This window comes from Ferrovibrio sp. GW821-FHT12F09, assembly GCF_058806775.1.
This window is the reverse complement of sequence record NZ_JBXAPZ010000002.1, coordinates 42,049-59,614: the sequence shown is the minus strand read 5'-3', so window position 1 is coordinate 59,614 and position 17,566 is coordinate 42,049. Positions and strand designations below refer to the sequence as shown.

Here is a 17,566-nt window from a genome sequence, read left to right as displayed (position 1 = left end):
TAAGCAATGCCCACGTTGACCATCGACGGCATCCAGGTAACGGTCGAGCCGGGTACCACCGTGCTGCAGGCCTGTGAACTGGCCGGCAAGGAAATCCCGCGCTTCTGTTACCACGAGCGTCTGACGATTGCCGGCAACTGCCGCATGTGCCTGGTCGAACAGGAGAAGGCGCCGAAGCCGATCGCCTCCTGCGCCATGCCGGCCGCCGACAATATGGTGATCAAGACCGACACGCCGCTGGTCAAGAAGGCCCGCGAAGGTGTGATGGAATTCCTGCTCATCAACCACCCGCTGGATTGTCCGATCTGCGATCAGGGCGGCGAATGCGACCTGCAGGACCAGTCGCTGGGGTATGGCAAGGGCAGCTCGCGCTACGACGAGAACAAGCGCGCCGTCAAAGACAAGTATATGGGTCCGCTGGTCGAGACGGTGATGACCCGCTGCATCCACTGCACCCGCTGCGTGCGCTTCGCCACCGAAGTGGCCGGTGTGCCGGAACTGGGCGCCATCGGTCGCGGCGAAGACATGCAGATCACGACGTATCTGGAACAGGCGATGACGTCGGAACTCTCCGGCAATGTCATCGACCTCTGCCCGGTGGGCGCGCTGACCTCGAAGCCCTATGCCTTCACGGCCCGGTCGTGGGAATTGCGCAAGACCGAAAGCGTCGATGCGATGGACGCCGTCGGCGCCAACATTCGTGTCGACGTGCGCGGCCGCGAAGTCATGCGCGTGCTGCCGCGCGTCAACGAGGACGTCAACGAAGAGTGGCTGTCGGACAAGAGCCGCTTCGCCTATGACGGCCTCAAGGCCCGTCGTCTGGATCGCCCTTATGTACGCAAGGCCGGCAAGCTGCAGGAAGCCACCTGGCCGGAAGCCTTTGCCGCCGTTGCGGCTGGCCTGAAGGGCCTTGCCGGCAATCAGATCGCGGCGATTGCCGGCGACCTTGCCTGCGCCGAAAGCATCACGGCCCTGAAGGACCTGATGGGCAAGCTCGGCTCGGCCAATCTGGATTGTCGCCAGGATGGCGCGCAGATCGACCCGTCGAACCGCGCCGGTTATCTGTTCAACAGCGGCATCAGCGGGATCGATGAAGCCGATGCGATCCTGATCGTCGGCAGCAATCCGCGCCGCGAAGCAGCCCTGATCAATGCCCGTATCCGCAAGCGGTTCCTCACCGGCAAGGTGAAGATCGCGCTGATCGGCGCCGACCAGCCGCAGCTCACGTACAAATACGATTATCTCGGTGCCGGCGCTGCCACGCTGAAAGACATCGCCGAGGGCCGCCATGCCTTCGCCGAGGTGCTGAAGGGCGCGCAGAAGCCGATGCTGATCCTCGGCCAGGGTGCGATTGCCCGTGCCGATGGCGCTGCCGTGCTGGCGCTGGCCCGGCAGGTCGCTGACTCCGCCGGCCTCGTCAAGGACGGCTGGAACGGCTTCAACATGCTGCACACCGCGGCGGCTCGCGTCGGTGCGCTCGACCTGGGCTTTGTTCCCGGGCAGGGCGGCAAGGACGCTGCCGGTATTCTCGCCGGCGCGCAGTCGGGTGAGATCAAGGCGGTCTATTTGCTGAATGCCGACGAGATCGATACGACGAAGCTCGGTTCGGCCTTCGTGATCTACCAGGGCAGCCATGGCGATGCCGGCGCCCGTCGCGCCGATGTGATCCTGCCGGGCGCGGCCTATGTCGAGAAGGATGCCACCTGGGTGAACACCGAGGGGCGCGTTCAGCTTGGCCGTCGCGCCGCCGCCACGCCGGGCGATGCCCGCGAGGACTGGGCGATCATCCGCGCGCTGTCCGAGCCGGTCGGCCACAAGCTGCCCTATGACAACCTCGGCATGCTGCGCCGTCGCATGCTGGAACTGGCGCCGCATTTCTCTGGCGTCGATAAGGTCACGCCGGCTGCCTGGGGCGCCTTTGGTGCCGCGGGCGCGGTGACCGATGCGCCGTTCGTTTCGACGGTCGCCGATTTCTACCTGACCAACCCGATTGCCCGCGCCTCGGCCACCATGGCCGAATGCTCTGCCATCGCGCGCGGCGTCGCCATGCCGAAGACGGGTACCCATGACTGAGTCGCTCTGGCAAACCCTGTGGACCGGCTACGTCTTTCCGGGCGGGCTGATCCTTGTCCACATCCTGATGCTGACGGTGCCGCTGCTGATCGCCGTGGCCTATCTGACGCTGATGGAGCGCAAGGTGCTGGCGGCGATGTCGCTGCGCATGGGCCCGAACGTGGTCGGCCCCTTCGGCCTGCTGCAGCCCTTCGCTGACGCCGCCAAGCTGATCTTCAAGGAAACTATTATCCCGTCCGGCGCGAACAAGTTCCTGTTCATCGCCGCGCCCTGCATCACCTTCATTCTGGCGCTGATCGCCTGGGCGGTGATTCCGGTGGGCGAGGGCCTTGTGATCGCCAATATCAATGTCGGCGTGCTGTACCTCTTCGCTATCTCTTCGCTCGGCGTCTACGGCATCATCATCGCCGGCTGGTCGTCGAACTCGCGCTATGCCTTCCTCGGCGCCCTGCGCTCCTCGGCCCAGATGGTGTCCTACGAAGTCTCGATGGGCTTCGTCATCATCAGCGTGCTGCTCTGCGTCGGTTCGCTGAACCTGAGCGCCATCGTGAATGCCCAGAAGACGGTATGGTTCGCCATCCCGCTGTTCCCGATGTTCATCGTCTTCTTCATCTCGGCGCTCGCCGAGACCAACCGCCATCCTTTCGACCTGCCCGAGGCCGAAGCCGAACTGGTTGCTGGCTACCAGGTCGAATATTCCTCGATGGCCTTCGCCCTGTTTTTCCTCGGCGAATACGCCAACATGATCTTGATGTCGGGCATGACCACGATCCTGTTCCTGGGGGGCTGGCTGCCGCCGTTCGACATCGCGCCGTTCAACTGGATCCCGGGCCTGGTCTGGTTCTGCCTCAAGATCTTCGTGCTGCTGTTCGTGTTCATCTGGGTGCGTGCCACTGTGCCGCGCTACCGGTACGACCAACTGATGCGTCTGGGCTGGAAGGTCTTCCTGCCGTTCTCGCTGTTCTGGGTGGTGGCCACCGCGGGCGTTCTGCTCGCCTTCGACCTGCTGCCGAAAGGGGTCTAAGCCATGGCTTTGCTCGATCGCGGTGCCCGCACGATCTTCCTCTGGGAAGTGGTGAAAGGCCTCGGCCTGACCTTCGCGTATATGTTCAAGCCGCGCGCCACGGTGAACTACCCCTATGAAAAGGGTCCGCTCAGCCCGCGCTTCCGTGGCGAGCATGCGTTGCGCCGCTATGCCAACGGCGAAGAGCGCTGCATCGCCTGCAAGCTCTGCGAGGCGATCTGCCCGGCCCAGGCCATCACCATCGAGGCCGAGCCGCGCGATGACGGCTCGCGCCGCACTACGCGCTACGATATCGACATGACGAAATGCATCTACTGCGGCTTCTGCCAGGAAGCCTGCCCGGTGGATGCCATCGTCGAAGGTCCGAATTTCGAGTTCGCCACCGAAACCCGCGAGGAGCTGTTCTACGACAAGGACAAGCTGCTGGCGAACGGCGAACGCTGGGAATACGAGATTTCGCGCAATATCGCCGCCGACGCGCCGTACCGTTGAGCGCTGGGCTGGCGAGGGGGTAGAGCATGATTATCCAGGCCTTGGCCTTCTATCTGTTTGCGGCGATCACCGTGGCCTCCGGCTTCATGGTGATCTCGTCGCGCAATCCGGTGCACAGCGTGCTCTTCCTGATCCTGGCCTTCTTCAATGCGGCCGGCCTGTTCGTGCTGATGGGTGCCGAATTCCTCGGCATGATCCTGGTGATCGTCTATGTCGGCGCGGTCGCCGTGCTGTTCCTGTTCGTCGTCATGATGCTGGACATCAACTTCGTCGAACTGCGCCAGGGCTTCCTGCAGTATCTGCCGATCGGCGGCCTGATCGGCGCCATCCTGCTGATCGAACTGGCGCTGGTTGTCGGCAGCTGGGTGCTGACCCCGGCGGCGCTGTCGGGCGGCACCGATCCGATCCCGGCACTGACGCAGACCACCAATACCCATGCGCTCGGCGCCGTGCTCTACACGAAATACATCTACCTGTTCCAGGGCGCCGGCCTGATCCTGCTGGTCGCCATGATCGGCGCCATCGTGCTGACGCTGCGGACGCGCCCCGGCGTGCGCCGCCAGAGCATCAGCGTGCAGGTCAACCGCCTGCGTGAAGACGCCGTTGAGATCAAGAAGGTCGAGACGGGGAAGGGTATCTGATCATGACCATCGGCCTTGGACACTACCTGACCGTCGCTGCCATCCTGTTCACGCTCGGGATCATCGGCATCTTCCTGAACCGCAAGAACGTCATCGTCATCCTGATGTCGGTCGAACTGATGCTGCTGGCCGTCAACCTGAACCTGGTGGCCTTCTCGACCCATCTGAACGATCTGGTCGGCCAGGTGTTTGCGCTGTTTGTGCTGACCGTGGCCGCCGGCGAGGCCGCCATCGGCCTGGCGATCCTGGTGGTCTACTTCCGCAACCGCGGCACCATCGCGGTTGAAGACATCAATATGATGAAGGGCTGAGACGACGATGACGATGTACCATCTGATCGTTTTTCTGCCGCTTCTGGCCGCCATCGTCGCCGGCCTGTTCGGCCGTCGCATCGGCGACAATGCCGCCATGGCCGTCACCTGCGTGGCCGTGGTCATTTCCGCCATCCTCTCCTGGGTGGCCTTCTATATGGTCATCTATAACGGTCAGGTCGTCACCGTGAAGGTGCTCGACTGGATCGATTCCGGCAGCTTCAGCGTCGACTGGGCGCTCAAGATCGACCAGCTCACCGCCGTCATGCTGGTGGTGGTCAACACCGTGTCGGCCGTGGTGCATGTCTATTCCGTCGGCTATATGAGCCACGACGAGCATCGCCCGCGCTTCTTCGCCTACCTGTCGCTGTTCACCTTCGCCATGCTCATGCTGATCACGGCGGACAACTTCGTGCAGCTCTATATGGGCTGGGAAGGCGTCGGCCTGGCGTCCTACCTGCTGATCGGCTTCTGGTTCAAGAAGCCCTCTGCCAATGCCGCCTCGATCAAGGCCTTCGTGGTCAACCGCGTCGGCGATTTCGGCTTTGCCCTCGGCATCATGGCGCTGTTCCTCGCCACCAACGCCGTCACCTTCGATGCCGTCTTCTCGGCGGCGCCGGCGCTGGCCGGCAAGACCTTCCATTTCCTTTGGAAGGACTGGGACATCCTGACGGTCGCCACCTTCCTGCTGTTCCTCGGCGCCATGGGCAAGTCGGCCCAGCTCGGCCTGCACACCTGGCTGCCTGACGCGATGGAAGGCCCGACCCCGGTGTCGGCGCTGATCCATGCCGCGACCATGGTCACCGCCGGCGTCTTCATGGTGGCGCGCTGCTCGCCGCTGTTCGAATACGCGCCGGTCACGCTGAACATCGTCGCCGTGGTCGGCGCCTCGACCGCCTTCTTCGCTGCCACCGTCGGCCTGGCGCAGAACGACATCAAGCGGGTGATCGCCTATTCGACCTGTTCGCAGCTCGGCTACATGTTCTTCGCGCTCGGCGTCTCGGCCTATCCGGCCGCAATCTTCCATCTGTTCACCCACGCCTTCTTCAAGGCGCTGCTGTTCCTCGGCGCCGGCTCGGTGATCCATGCCGTCAGCGGCGAACAGGACATGCGCAACATGGGCGGCCTGTGGAAACACATCAAGGTCACCTATGTGATGATGTGGATCGGCAGCCTGGCGCTGGCCGGCTTCCCGATCTTCGCCGGCTACTATTCCAAGGACATGATCCTTGAAGTGGCCTATGCCGCCGGCGGCGTCGGGCAATATGCCTATATCATGGGTATGGCCGCCGCGATCCTGACGGCCTTCTATTCCTGGCGCCTGCTGTTCATGACCTTCCATGGCGCGCCGCGTGCCGACCATCATGTGATGGAACACGTGCATGAAAGCCCGATGATCATGCTGGCGCCGTTGGGCGTGCTGGCCTTCGGTGCGATCTTCGCCGGCATTGCCTTCCATGACGGCTTCATCGGCCATCACTGGAAGGAATTCTGGGGCAGCTCGATCCTGATTCTCGACAATCACAAGGCCATGGAAGACGCCCATCACGTGCCTTTCCTGGTCAAGGTCGGCCCGATCATCGTCGGCGTCATCGGCATCTTCATCGCCTGGATCGCCTATATCCGCGACACCACGCTGCCGCAGCGCGCTGCCGCACAGCAGCCGATGCTGTACCAGTTCCTGCTCAACAAGTGGTATTTCGACGAGCTGTATGACCGCATCTTCGTGCGTCCGGCCTTCTGGCTCGGTCGCGTGTTGTGGAAGGGCGGCGATGGCAAGATCATCGACGGCCTCGGTCCCGATGGTTTTGCCGCCACGGTCATCCGCCTGGCCAAGCGCGCCAGCGTGCTGCAGACCGGCTATGTCTACCACTATGCCTTCGCCATGCTGATCGGCGTGGCGGCGCTGGTCACCTACTTCTTCAGTTCCATGGGGCACTAAGTCATGTCCAGCATGCCCTTGCTCTCGATTGTCACCTTCCTGCCGCTGATCGGTGCGCTGTTCATCTTCCTGGTGCGCGGCCCCGAAGAGCTGGTTGCCCGCAACGCCCGCTCGGTGGCGCTGTGGACCACGTCGATCACTTTCCTGGTGTCGCTGCTGATCTGGTTCAACTTCGACAACGGCACGGCCAGTTTCCAGTTCGTGGAAAAGGCCGCCTGGGTCGGCGCCGGCATCAACTACCATATGGGTGTCGACGGCATCTCCATGCTGTTCGTCATCCTGACCACCTTCCTGATGCCGTTCTGCATCCTGGCCTCGTGGGAAGCCATCGACACCCGCGTCAAGGAATACATGATCGCCTTCCTGGTCATGGAAACCCTGATGATCGGCGTGTTCTGCGCGCTCGACCTGGTGCTGTTCTACCTGCTGTTCGAAGCGGGCCTGATCCCGATGTTCCTGATCATCGGCATCTGGGGCGGCAAGCGCCGCATCTATGCCAGCTTCAAGTTTTTCCTCTACACGCTGCTCGGTTCGGTGCTGCTGCTGCTGGCGCTGCTCTACATGTACTTCACCGCCGGCACGACCGATATCCCGAGCCTGATGAAGACCGGGCTGTTCTCAGCAGGGGCGCAGACCTGGCTCTGGCTGGCCTTCTTCGCCTCCTTTGCCGTGAAGATGCCGATGTGGCCGGTGCATACCTGGTTGCCCGACGCCCATGTCGAAGCGCCCACGGCCGGCTCGGTGATCCTGGCCGCCGTGCTGCTGAAGATGGGCGGTTACGGCTTCCTGCGCTTCTCGCTGCCGATGTTCCCGATTGCCTCGGAATATTTCGCGCCCTTCGTCTTCGCGCTCTCTGTCATCGCCATCGTCTATGCCTCGCTGGTGGCGCTGGTGCAGGAAGACATGAAGAAGCTGATCGCCTATTCCTCGGTGGCGCATATGGGCTTCGTCACCATGGGCATCTTCGCGCTCAACACCCAGGGCATCGAAGGCGCGATCTTCCAGATGCTCAGCCATGGCATCATTTCGGGCGCGCTCTTCCTCTGCGTCGGCGTGGTCTACGACCGCCTGCATACCCGCGAGATCGCCCGTTACGGCGGCTTGGCCAACAACATGCCGAAATACGCCACGGTGTTCATGCTGTTCACCATGGCCAATGTCGGCCTGCCGGGCACCGGCGGCTTCGTTGGCGAACTTCTCACCCTGGTCGGCGCCTTCCAGGCCAATACCTGGGTGGCGCTGATCGCCACCTCGGGCGTGATCTTCGCGGCAGCCTATGCGCTGTATCTCTATCGTCGCGTCGTCTTCGGTGAACTGACCAAGGCCGACCTCAAGGCGATGGTGGACATGACCCCGCGCGAGATCGCGATCTTTGCGCCGCTGGTGATCATGACGCTGTGGATGGGTATCTATCCCGCGCCGTTCTTCGATGTGATGGCGGTGTCGGTCAAGCATCTGCTTGACCAGCACCAGACTGCGATGGCCGCCGCCAAGGCGCTGGCCACTGCTGCCCGTTAGGAGTTGACCCCGTGACCGCTGCCACCATGCCGCTTCTGGCGCCGGCCTATCCGGAACTCTTCCTCGCCATCGCTTCCATGGCGCTGCTGATGCTCGGCGTCTTCAAGGGCGACAGCTCCAGCCGCCTGGTTTCCTGGCTTGCCGTCGGCGTTCTGGTGGTGACTATCCTGCTGGTCGTCATGCAGCCGGCCGCCACCGCCATCACCTTCGGTGGCATGTTCATTTCCGATGCCTTCGGCCGTTTCGCCAAGGTGCTGATCCTGCTCGGCTCGGCCTTCGCCATCATCCTGTCGCTCAGCTATGTGCGCTCCGAGAAGATGGAGCGCTTCGAGTATCCCGTGCTGATCCTGCTGGCCAGCACCGGCATGCTGATGATGGTTTCGGCCAACGACCTGATCGCGCTGTATCTCGGCCTTGAGCTGCAGTCGCTGTCGCTCTATGTGCTGGCCGCCTTCAAGCGCGATTCCGGCCGCGCCACCGAAGCCGGCCTCAAGTATTTCGTGCTGGGCGCGCTGTCGTCCGGCATGCTGCTCTACGGCGCCTCGATGATCTACGGCTTCGCCGGCTCGACCAACTTCGCCCTGATCGCCAAGGCGCTGGCGGGCTCGCACCAGGGCTCGATCGGCCTGGTGGTCGGCATCGTCTTCCTCTCGGCCGGCCTGGCCTTCAAGGTCTCGGCCGTGCCCTTCCATATGTGGACGCCGGACGTCTATGAGGGCGCGCCCACGCCGGTGACAGCCTTCTTCGCCGTGGCGCCCAAGGTGGCGGCTATGGCGCTGTTCGTGCGCGCCATCCTGACGCCGTTCAGCGCCATCGGCGCCGACTGGCAGCAGATCATCATCGTGATCTCGGTGCTCAGTATGCTGCTGGGCGCCTTCGCCGCCATCACCCAGACCAATATCAAGCGCCTGATGGCCTATTCCTCCATCGGCCATGTCGGCTATGCCCTGATCGGCCTGGCGGCCGGCACGGAAGAGGGCGTGCGCGGCATCCTGATCTATCTGGCGATCTACCTCGCCATGAATGTCGGCACCTTCGCCATCATCCTGTCCATGCGTCGCGACGGCCAGATGGTCGAAGGCGTGGCCGATCTCGCGGGTCTGGCCAAGACCCATCCGGGCATGGCGCTGCTGCTCGCCGCCTTCATGTTCTCGCTGGCGGGCGTGCCGCCGCTGGCCGGCTTCTTCGGCAAGTTCTATGTCTTCATGGCTGCCATCAACGCCAAGCTCTATGTGCTGTCGGTGATCGGCGTGCTCAGCTCGGTGGTGGGCGCCTATTACTACCTGCGCATCGTCAAGCTGATGTATTTCGACGAGGCGACCGCGCCGCTGGCCAAGCCGATTGGCAGCGAGCTGGGCGTGGTGATGACCGTGACCGGTCTCTTCACCATCCTGTTCTTCGTCATCCCGGCGCCGATGCTCAATCTGGCCGGCGCGGCAGCCAAGTCGCTGTTCCCCTGATCTCCGTCACACACACCCGGGGTCTCCCATGAAGTGGGATCTCCGGGCGTTCGACACCATCGACAGTACCAACGAGGAAATCCGCCGCCAGGCCGAGGCCGGCGCGGGTGAGGGCCTTGCGGTGCTGGCGGCGCAGCAGACCGCCGGTCGCGGCCGGCGCGGTCGTGCCTGGGAATCGCCGCCGGGCAACCTGTTCCTGTCGCTGCTGCTGCGGCCTCGCGTGAGTCCCGCCCAGGCGGCGACCCTGTCCTTTCTCACCTGCGTGGCAGCGGCCGATGCGGTCGACCTGGCCGGCACGACATCGCCCGTCACCTGTAAATGGCCCAACGACCTGCTGGTCGGCGGCGCCAAGGTCGCCGGCATCCTGCTGGAATCCCGCACCACGCCCGAGGCTGCGCTCGACTGGGTCACCGTCGGCATTGGCGTGAACCTGAAGCATCACCCCGAGGGCACACCCTATCCGGTAACAGACCTCAGCCGGCATGGCATCGATGTCACGCCGCGGGTTTTCGCCGACTGGCTGCTGGCGCGGTACGGCTACTGGTATGGTCGCTGGCAGGCCGAAGGCTTCGCGCCGGTGCGCGCGGCCTGGCTCGCCCGGGCCCAGGGCCTGGGCCAGCCCGTGATTGTGCGGCTGCCGGACCGGGAACTGCAGGGCCGCTTTGCCGCTTTGGATGATGGCGGCGCGCTGCTGCTGGAATTGCCCGACGGTCGCATGCAGACTGTGACTGCCGGCGACGTCTTCCCAGTTGTCGATCCCGGCGTCTGAACCGAGAGGCATCCATGCTGCTCGCCATCAATGCCAACAACACCAACGTCAAGTTCGGCGTCATCGACGGCGACCGTATCGTCGGCGAATGGCGCCAGCATACCTCGGCCATGCGCACCGCCGACGAACATGCGGTCTGGCTGCTGCAGCTCATGCAGATCGAGGGCATCGACCCGAAAAGCGTGCGCAGCGCCATCATCGCCAGCGTGGTGCCGCAGGCCACCTTCAACCTGCGCCGGCTCTGCACCCGCTATTTCGAAACCGAGCCTCTGGTGCTCGGCGAACCCAATGTGAAATACGGCATCCAGGTGAAGGGGCAAGGGGCCGGCGCCGACCGCATCTGCAACACCGTCGGCGCCCATGTGCTGTTCCCGAAGACGCCGCTGATCGTGGTCGATTTCGGCACGGCCACCACCTTCGATGTGGTCGATGAGGAAGGCAGCTATTGCGGCGGCGTGATCGCACCGGGCATCAACCTTTCGATCGAGGCGCTGGTCAGCGCCACGGCGCTGCTGCCGCGGATCGTCGTGGAGAAACCCAAAAGCGTGATCGGCACCACGACGGTGGCCTGCATGCATTCCGGCGTGTTCTGGGGCTATGTCGGCTTGATCGACGGCATCGTCGCCCGCATCAGGACCGAGTTCGGCCGGCCGATGAAGGTGATCTCCACCGGCGGCCTGGCGCCGGTCTTCGATGGCTCGACCGATGTGATCGAGCAGAACGTGCCTGACATCACCGTGCGTGGCCTGATCGAGATATACCGACGCAGCACGACCTGATGTCAGCCCGCCTCGATAAAGACAGTCTGTATTTTCTCCCACTCGGCGGCGTCAACGAGATCGGGATGAATCTCAATCTCTATGGCTATAACGACCAGTGGCTGATGGTCGATCTGGGCACCAGCTTTGCCGACGACAACATGCCCGGCGTCGATATGGTGGTGCCGGATGTGGCCTGGATCGCCGACCGCCGCGAGCAGCTGCTCGGCCTCGTGCTGACCCATGCCCATGAGGACCATCTCGGCGCCATCAGCCATGTCTGGGACGAGCTGCAATGTCCGATCTGGGCGACCGGCTTTGCCGCCTCTGTCCTGCGCCGCAAGCTGGCCGAGAAGGGCATGGAGGACGAGGTTCCGGTCCATATCTATCAGCCGGGCGATCTGATCGAGCTGGGGCCGTTCAGGATCCGCTCGATGAACATCACCCATTCGACACCCGAGAGCCAGGCGCTGGCCATCGAGACCCCGCGCGGCGTGGTGCTGCATACCGGCGACTGGAAGCTGGATCCGCGCCCGATGCTGGGGCCGGTCACCGAAGTCGAAGCGCTCCGCGGTTATGGCGACCGTGGCGTGCTGGCGCTGGTCTGCGACAGCACCAATGTGTTCAGCCGCGGCACGTCTGGGTCCGAGGGCGCGGTGCATGACAGCCTGATTCCGCTGCTGCGCGACAAGCCCGGCCGCATCGCCGTGACGACCTTCTCGTCCAATCTGGCCCGGCTGGAAACGCTGTTCGCGGTGGCCAACGAGCTCGGCCGCCATATCTGCCTGATCGGCCGCTCGCTGCATCGTTTCCTCGCTGCGGCGCAGGAGAACAACTACCTCAAGCATATCCCCAATCTGGTCGACGACCGCGAAGCCGGTTTCCTGCCGCGCGACAAGATCATGTATATCTGCACCGGCTGTCAGGGTGAGGTGCGCGGCGCCATGGCCCGCATCGCCTTTGGCAACCATCCCCATGTGGTGGTTTCGCCCGGCGACACCGTGGTGTTTTCCTCCAAGATCATCCCGGGCAACGAACGCACCCTGTTCAAGCTGCATAACGAGCTGGTCAGCCGCGGCATCGAGGTGATCACCGAGAAGGATGCCTTCGTGCATGTCTCCGGCCATCCCTCGCGCGACGAGCTGGCCGAGATGTATGCCCTGGCGCGGCCGCAGATCGCCGTGCCGGTGCATGGCGAGCCACGGCATCTGGTGGAGCATGCGCGCTTCGCCCAGAGCCTGCAGGTGCCGCACGGCATCGTGCCGCGCAACGGCGACCTGATCCGCCTGGCGCCGGGCCTGCCCGATGTGGTGGAGCAGGTGCCCGCCGGGCGCCTCGCCATCGACGGCGACGACCTGATCCCGCTGCAGGGCGGCACCCTGCAGGCCCGGCGCAAGCTGGCCTTCAACGGCGCCGTTTCGATCAGCCTGGTGGTGGACCGCGCCGGCAGGCTGAAGGCGCCGCCCCGGGTCAGCCTGGCCGGTGTGGTGAATTTCGAGGTCGACGAGATCGAGGACGAGGTAGCCGAGGAGATCGCCGAGGCCATCGACGGGCTGGGAAACAGCATCCGGGACGACAGCGCCCTGGAGCAGGCGGCGCTCAAGGCGCTGCGCGGCTATATCCGCGAGCTGACCGGCCGCAAGCCACTGATGCATGTCCATATCCTGCGGCTGGCCTAGGGGCAGGCTGCGTCACCGAAGCACCTTGTCGGCGGGCGTTTCCGGCCTCATATTGCAGTGCAGAAGAGACCAGCAGGAAACGCAGACATGATCGGCCGCCTCAACCACGTCGCCATTGCCGTCCCCGACCTTGCCGCCGCCGCGGCAATGTATGCCGATACCCTGGGCGCGAAAGTCTCGCCGCCGCTGGCCCAGCCCGATCACGGCGTCACCGTCGTCTTCGTTGAGCTGCCCAACACCAAGATCGAGCTGCTGCATCCGCTGGGCGAGGGCTCGACGATTGCCAAGTTCCTGGCCAACAACCCCTCGGGCGGCATGCACCATGTTTGCTATGAGGTGGAAGACATCATCGCGGCGCGCGACAAGCTGAAAAAGCAGGGCGCGCGCGTGCTGGGCGATGGCGAGCCGAAAATCGGCGCCCATGGCAAGCCCGTGCTGTTCCTGCATCCCAAGGACTTCGCCGGCACCCTGGTGGAAATCGAACAGGTCTGATCCAGGCCGTCCCAGCAAAGAGTCCGCGTCATGACCTGGTACAACAACGGCATCGCTTTCGTGATCATCTACATGGTCACGCTGTTTTGCGTGCTGCCGATCGGCGTGCGCACCGCGGCTGAAGCGGGCGAGGACCTGGTGGAGGGGCAGGCGGATTCGGCCCCCTCGAATCCGCGGCTCGGCTTCAAATTCCTGCTGACCTTCGGCATCAGCTGGGTGATTTTCGGGATCTACTACGTGGTCGGATATTACGACCTGCTGGGGCTGACCAGCCTGTTCGGACGCGGCAGCTAGGCTGCGTCGACACTTCTCTACTTTTGCGGGAATTTTGGGGAAGGGGTACCCCAGAAAAAGAAAAGGAGCAAGGACATGCCTCGCTCCGTACCCCGTCTCGCACGGGTAAGTTTAAGCCTCCCCAGACTTGGGCCGCCTGTTACCAAGCGGTTGCGTAATTTATATACCGATTGATGAAACCGTTGTCATCCAAAAAGTTATAGGACTCTAACAAATTGGTAATAATGCCGGTCGAGGGTGGATGTATGCGGCTTTTTTCGATGATCGCCCTGCTGACTACCCTTACGGCAACCCTGCCGGTTGTGGCCCAGACTGCCACCCAGCCGGGTCAGAAGCCGGGCGACTCGGGTACGCTGCCGGTTGTCGTGGCCCTGAATGCCGCCGATTGCCGCCGTCTGATCGCCCAGCGGGGCATGGTGGTGCAGCACCAGCCCGATCCGGGCGTGAATTACCAGCCCGGCCGCGATGTCGACAGCAGAGGGCGGCCTATCGCGCCGGCCGACCTGCCGAGCAATGCGCCGGCCTATTTCGAGGGGCCGATCGAACTGCCGGTGGTGATCCCGCTGAGCGAACTGCCCGGCACCCGTCCGCCCGGTATCGGCCGCTCCGAACTGCCCGTCGGCAAGGTCAGCATCGATACAACGACCGGCAAAGTGGTGCTGAACGGCCGGCCCGTCACCCCGCCCACGGAAGATGCCCTGGCCGTGGCCTGCCGCGATTATCTGTCGAAATCGCAGCCGCGCCGCTAGTCATTGCCCCGGGGGAGGCTGGGCCTTAAAAACGCCCCATTATCCCGCCATCACCGCACGATCTCCAGGACAACCCGACGATGCGTCTCAGCACCTACTTCCTGCCCGTTCTCAAGGAAAATCCGAGCGAAGCCCAGATCGTTAGCCACCGGCTGATGCTGCGTGCCGGCATGGTGCGCCAGACCGCCGCCGGCATTTACACCTGGCTGCCGCTTGGCCATCGCGTGCTGAAGAAGATCGAGCAGATCGTGCGCGAGGAGCAGGACAATGCCGGCGCCCAGGAACTGCTGATGCCGACCATCCAGTCGGCCGAGCTGTGGCAGAAGAGCGGCCGCTATGAGGATTACGGCAAGGAGATGCTGCGCATCACCGACCGTCACGAGCGCCCGATGCTCTACGGCCCGACCAACGAGGAAATGCTGACCGACATCGTCGGCGGCGAGCTGAAGAGCTACCGCGACCTGCCGAAGATCCTCTATCATATCCAGTGGAAATTCCGTGACGAGGTGCGTCCGCGCTTCGGCGTCATGCGCGGCCGCGAATTCCTGATGAAGGATGCCTATTCCTTCGATCTGGACCAGGCCGGTGCGCGCCGGTCCTATAACCGCATGTTCGTCGCTTACTTGCGCACCTATGCCCGCATGGGTCTGAAGGCGATCCCGATGCAGGCCGATACCGGCCCGATCGGCGGCGATCTCAGCCATGAATTCATCATCCTGGCCGAGACCGGCGAGAGCGGCGTCTTTTGCGACAAGGCGCTGGTCGAGCGCGACGTGCTGGGCGAGGGCGTCGACTACAATGGCGACCTGCAGCCCATCGTGGATAGCTGGACCGCGCCCTATGCGGCCACCGAAGAGAAGCATGACACGGCCCGTTTCGAGGCGCTGCCCAAGGAGCGCCAGGTGGCGGCCCGCGGCATCGAGGTCGGCCATATCTTCTATTTCGGCACCAAGTATTCCAAGCCGATGGGCGCCGTGGTTCAGGGTCCGGGCGGTGAAGCGATCACGCTGGAGATGGGTTCCTACGGCGTCGGCGTGTCGCGCCTGGTCGGCGCCATCATCGAAGCGAGTCATGACGACAACGGCATCATCTGGCCGATGAGCGTCGCCCCCTTCCATGTCGGTCTGATCAATCTCAAGGTCGGCGATGCCGATTGCGACAAGGCCGCGGAAGACCTCTATGCGAAGCTGAAGGCCGCCGGGTTTGACGTGCTCTACGACGACCGCGACGAGCGCGCCGGCGCCAAGTTCGCCACCATGGACCTGATCGGCCTGCCGTATCAGGTCACCGTCGGCCCGCGCGGCGTCAAGGCCGGCACGCTGGAGGTGAAGAACCGCGCCACCGGCGAAAAGGAAGAGCTGACCGTCGATGCCGTGCTGGCCAAGTTGGCTGCCGCGCGCAACGCCTGATCCAACCAAGGATACCGGATGCCGTTCTTCTCGCGTTTCGAATGGATGCTGGCGCTGCGCTACCTGCGGGCGCGGCGGCAGGAGGGCTTCATCTCGGTGATCGCGGTGTTCAGCTTCCTCGGCATCATGCTGGGCGTGGCGACGCTGATCATCGTGATGAGCGTGATGAACGGTTTCCGCGCCGAGCTGGTCGGCCGCATCCTCGGCCTGAACGGCCATCTGACCATCCAGTCGGACCAGGCGCCGATCATTCGTGATTTCCAGTTCGTCACCGATGCCGTCAGCCAGATGCCCGGCGTGACCATGGCCAATCCGATGATCGAGGGCCAGGTGATGGCCACCGCCGACCGTGGCGCTTCCGGCGTCATGGTGCGCGGCGTGCGTCCGGCCGACCTGATGAAGGAAAGCGCCATCGCCAAGGGCATCCGCGAAGGCAATATCCGCGATTTCGATGGCGACGATGCCGCCGTGATCGGTCATCGTCTGGCGCGCAAGCTCGGCCTGCGGGTTGGCGACGACATCACCCTGATCTCGCCGCAGACCAACGCCACGCCGTTCGGCAGCGTGCCGCGGCTGGTGCGTTACAAGGTGGTCGCCGTCTTCGACGTCGGCATGTTCGAGTATGACTCGGCCTTCGTCTATCTGCCCTTTGTCGCGGCCCAGACTTATTTCCGCCTGCAGAATGCCGCCAGCGGTGTGGAAGTGCGGTTGTCCGACCCCGATCAGGCCCGCGCCTTCGGCCGCCAGGTGCTACAGCGGCTGGGACCGAACTACCGCATCTACGATTGGCAGCAGGCCAACGCCCAGTTTGTGAGCGCTCTGCAGGTTGAGCGCAACGTGATGTTCCTGATCCTGACCCTGATTATCGTGGTGGCATCCTTCAACATTATTTCCAGCATGATCATGCTGGTGAAGGACAAGGGGCGCGACATCGCCATCCTGCGCACCATGGGCACCTCGCGCGGCACCGTCATGCGCGTCTTCGTCATCGCCGGCGCCAGCATCGGCGTGCTGGGCACCGGCTTCGGCTTCGCCCTTGGGCTGGCCTTCTGCCTGAATATCGAAAGCATCCGCCAGTTCCTGCAGACGCTCACCGGCTGGCAGCTGTTTCCTGCAGAGATTTATTTCCTGTCACAACTGCCGGCCAAGGTCGACAGCACCGAGGTGACCTATGTGGTCATCATGGGCCTGGCGCTGACCCTGCTGGCCACGCTCTATCCGAGCTGGCGGGCCGCCCGCCTCGATCCGGTGGAGGCGCTGCGCTATGAGTGAGATCGTCCTTCAGCTCGAAAACATCCAGCGCAGTTTCCGCCAGGGTGGTGAGGATATTGCCGTGCTGCGCGGCGTCGAGCTTGCCGTCAAACGCGGCGAGATCGTGGCGCTGCTTGGCCCGTCGGGCTCGGGCAAGTCGACGCTTCTTCACATCGCCGGCCTGCTGGAGCAGCCGTCGTCCGGCCGCATCGTCATCGGTGGTCAGGACTGCAGCGCCATGAGCGAGTCCGAGCGCACGCAGACGCGGCGCCATCGTCTCGGCTTCGTCTACCAGTATCATCACCTGCTGCCGGAATTCTCGGCGCTGGAGAATGCCGCCATGCCGCTGCGCGTGCGCGGGCAGGGGGCAGGCGAAGCCAAGCAGACCGCCGGCGACCTGCTGAAGCATCTGGGGCTCGGTCACCGCCTCGATCATCGTCCGGCGCGGCTGTCGGGTGGCGAGCAACAGCGCGTGGCGATTGCCCGTGCGGTGGTGGGCAAGCCGGATCTTCTGCTGGCGGACGAACCGACTGGTAACCTAGACGAGAAGACAGCCGAGGTGGTATTTGGCGAGCTGACCGGGCTGGTGCGCAATACAGGCATCGGCGCGTTGATCGCCACGCACAATCTCGAGCTGGCGCAGCGTATGGACCGTGTCGTCACGCTGCATGAGGGGCTGCTGAAGGCGGCCTGATTCCTATGCC

General features: G+C 63.8%; 17 protein-coding genes. All 17 read left to right on the top strand.

The features are described 5' to 3' along the window. Positions 1-6 precede the first annotated feature (6 nt). The 17 genes from nuoG (at position 7) to AC1ROB_RS13045 (ending at position 17,556) form a co-directional block, all read left to right on the top strand. Positions 7-2,073 (top strand): NADH-quinone oxidoreductase subunit NuoG, encoded by a 2,067-nt coding sequence (gene nuoG / locus AC1ROB_RS13125; RefSeq protein WP_492970699.1) that lies wholly within the window; start codon positions 7-9, stop codon positions 2,071-2,073. Then, on the top strand, positions 2,066-3,097 hold the full coding sequence (gene nuoH / locus AC1ROB_RS13120; protein WP_492970700.1) for an NADH-quinone oxidoreductase subunit NuoH: 1,032 nt from the start codon (positions 2,066-2,068) through the stop codon (positions 3,095-3,097). The genes nuoG and nuoH overlap by 8 nt, the downstream gene beginning before the upstream one ends. A 3-nt stretch (positions 3,098-3,100) precedes the next feature. Then, a complete protein-coding gene (nuoI, locus tag AC1ROB_RS13115; protein ID WP_492970701.1) occupies positions 3,101-3,589 on the top strand; it encodes an NADH-quinone oxidoreductase subunit NuoI in 489 nt (162 codons plus the stop codon). A gap of 26 nt (positions 3,590-3,615) precedes the next feature. Beyond that, positions 3,616-4,230 carry an NADH-quinone oxidoreductase subunit J gene (locus AC1ROB_RS13110; protein WP_492970702.1) on the top strand — a complete coding sequence of 205 codons (615 nt, stop codon included), beginning with the start codon at positions 3,616-3,618 and terminating at the stop codon, positions 4,228-4,230. 2 nt (positions 4,231-4,232) lie between these two features. Next, positions 4,233-4,541, top strand: coding sequence for an NADH-quinone oxidoreductase subunit NuoK (gene nuoK, locus AC1ROB_RS13105; protein WP_492970703.1), 309 nt, complete (start codon positions 4,233-4,235; stop codon positions 4,539-4,541). Between the two features lie 13 nt (positions 4,542-4,554). Then, the gene (gene nuoL / locus AC1ROB_RS13100) at positions 4,555-6,483 is read left to right on the top strand and encodes an NADH-quinone oxidoreductase subunit L (protein WP_492970769.1); all 1,929 of its coding nucleotides are present in this window, start codon (positions 4,555-4,557) and stop codon (positions 6,481-6,483) included. 3 nt (positions 6,484-6,486) lie between these two features. After that, a complete protein-coding gene (locus AC1ROB_RS13095) occupies positions 6,487-8,001 on the top strand; it encodes an NADH-quinone oxidoreductase subunit M (protein ID WP_492970704.1) in 1,515 nt (504 codons plus the stop codon). Positions 8,002-8,027: 26 nt separating this feature from the next. Continuing rightward, complete coding sequence (gene nuoN, locus AC1ROB_RS13090) at positions 8,028-9,461, top strand: NADH-quinone oxidoreductase subunit NuoN (RefSeq protein WP_492970770.1); 1,434 nt, start codon at positions 8,028-8,030, stop codon at positions 9,459-9,461. 28 nt (positions 9,462-9,489) lie between these two features. After that, the gene (locus AC1ROB_RS13085; protein ID WP_492970705.1) at positions 9,490-10,230 is read left to right on the top strand and encodes a biotin--[acetyl-CoA-carboxylase] ligase; all 741 of its coding nucleotides are present in this window, start codon (positions 9,490-9,492) and stop codon (positions 10,228-10,230) included. Between the two features lie 14 nt (positions 10,231-10,244). Then, positions 10,245-11,009: a type III pantothenate kinase gene (locus tag AC1ROB_RS13080; RefSeq protein ID WP_492970706.1), complete on the top strand. Its 765-nt coding sequence runs from the start codon at positions 10,245-10,247 to the stop codon at positions 11,007-11,009. Beyond that, on the top strand, positions 11,009-12,667 hold the full coding sequence (locus AC1ROB_RS13075) for a ribonuclease J (protein WP_492970707.1): 1,659 nt from the start codon (positions 11,009-11,011) through the stop codon (positions 12,665-12,667). The genes AC1ROB_RS13080 and AC1ROB_RS13075 overlap by 1 nt, the downstream gene beginning before the upstream one ends. 87 nt (positions 12,668-12,754) lie before the next feature. Then, positions 12,755-13,159, top strand: a complete 405-nt coding sequence (mce, locus tag AC1ROB_RS13070) for a methylmalonyl-CoA epimerase (RefSeq protein ID WP_492970708.1) — start codon at positions 12,755-12,757, stop codon at positions 13,157-13,159. A 30-nt stretch (positions 13,160-13,189) separates the two neighbouring features. Then, complete coding sequence (locus AC1ROB_RS13065; protein ID WP_492970709.1) at positions 13,190-13,453, top strand: DUF1467 family protein; 264 nt, start codon at positions 13,190-13,192, stop codon at positions 13,451-13,453. 245 nt (positions 13,454-13,698) lie between these two features. After that, entirely contained in the window at positions 13,699-14,202 is a 504-nt protein-coding gene (locus tag AC1ROB_RS13060) for a hypothetical protein (RefSeq protein WP_492970710.1), read from the top strand. Between the two features lie 80 nt (positions 14,203-14,282). Further along, positions 14,283-15,611, top strand: coding sequence for a proline--tRNA ligase (gene proS / locus AC1ROB_RS13055; protein WP_492970711.1), 1,329 nt, complete (start codon positions 14,283-14,285; stop codon positions 15,609-15,611). Positions 15,612-15,629: 18 nt separating this feature from the next. Continuing rightward, on the top strand, positions 15,630-16,883 hold the full coding sequence (locus AC1ROB_RS13050) for a lipoprotein-releasing ABC transporter permease subunit (protein ID WP_492970712.1): 1,254 nt from the start codon (positions 15,630-15,632) through the stop codon (positions 16,881-16,883). After that, complete coding sequence (locus AC1ROB_RS13045; RefSeq protein WP_492970713.1) at positions 16,876-17,556, top strand: ABC transporter ATP-binding protein; 681 nt, start codon at positions 16,876-16,878, stop codon at positions 17,554-17,556. Before AC1ROB_RS13050 ends, AC1ROB_RS13045 begins: the two co-directional genes overlap by 8 nt. Positions 17,557-17,566 lie beyond the last annotated feature (10 nt).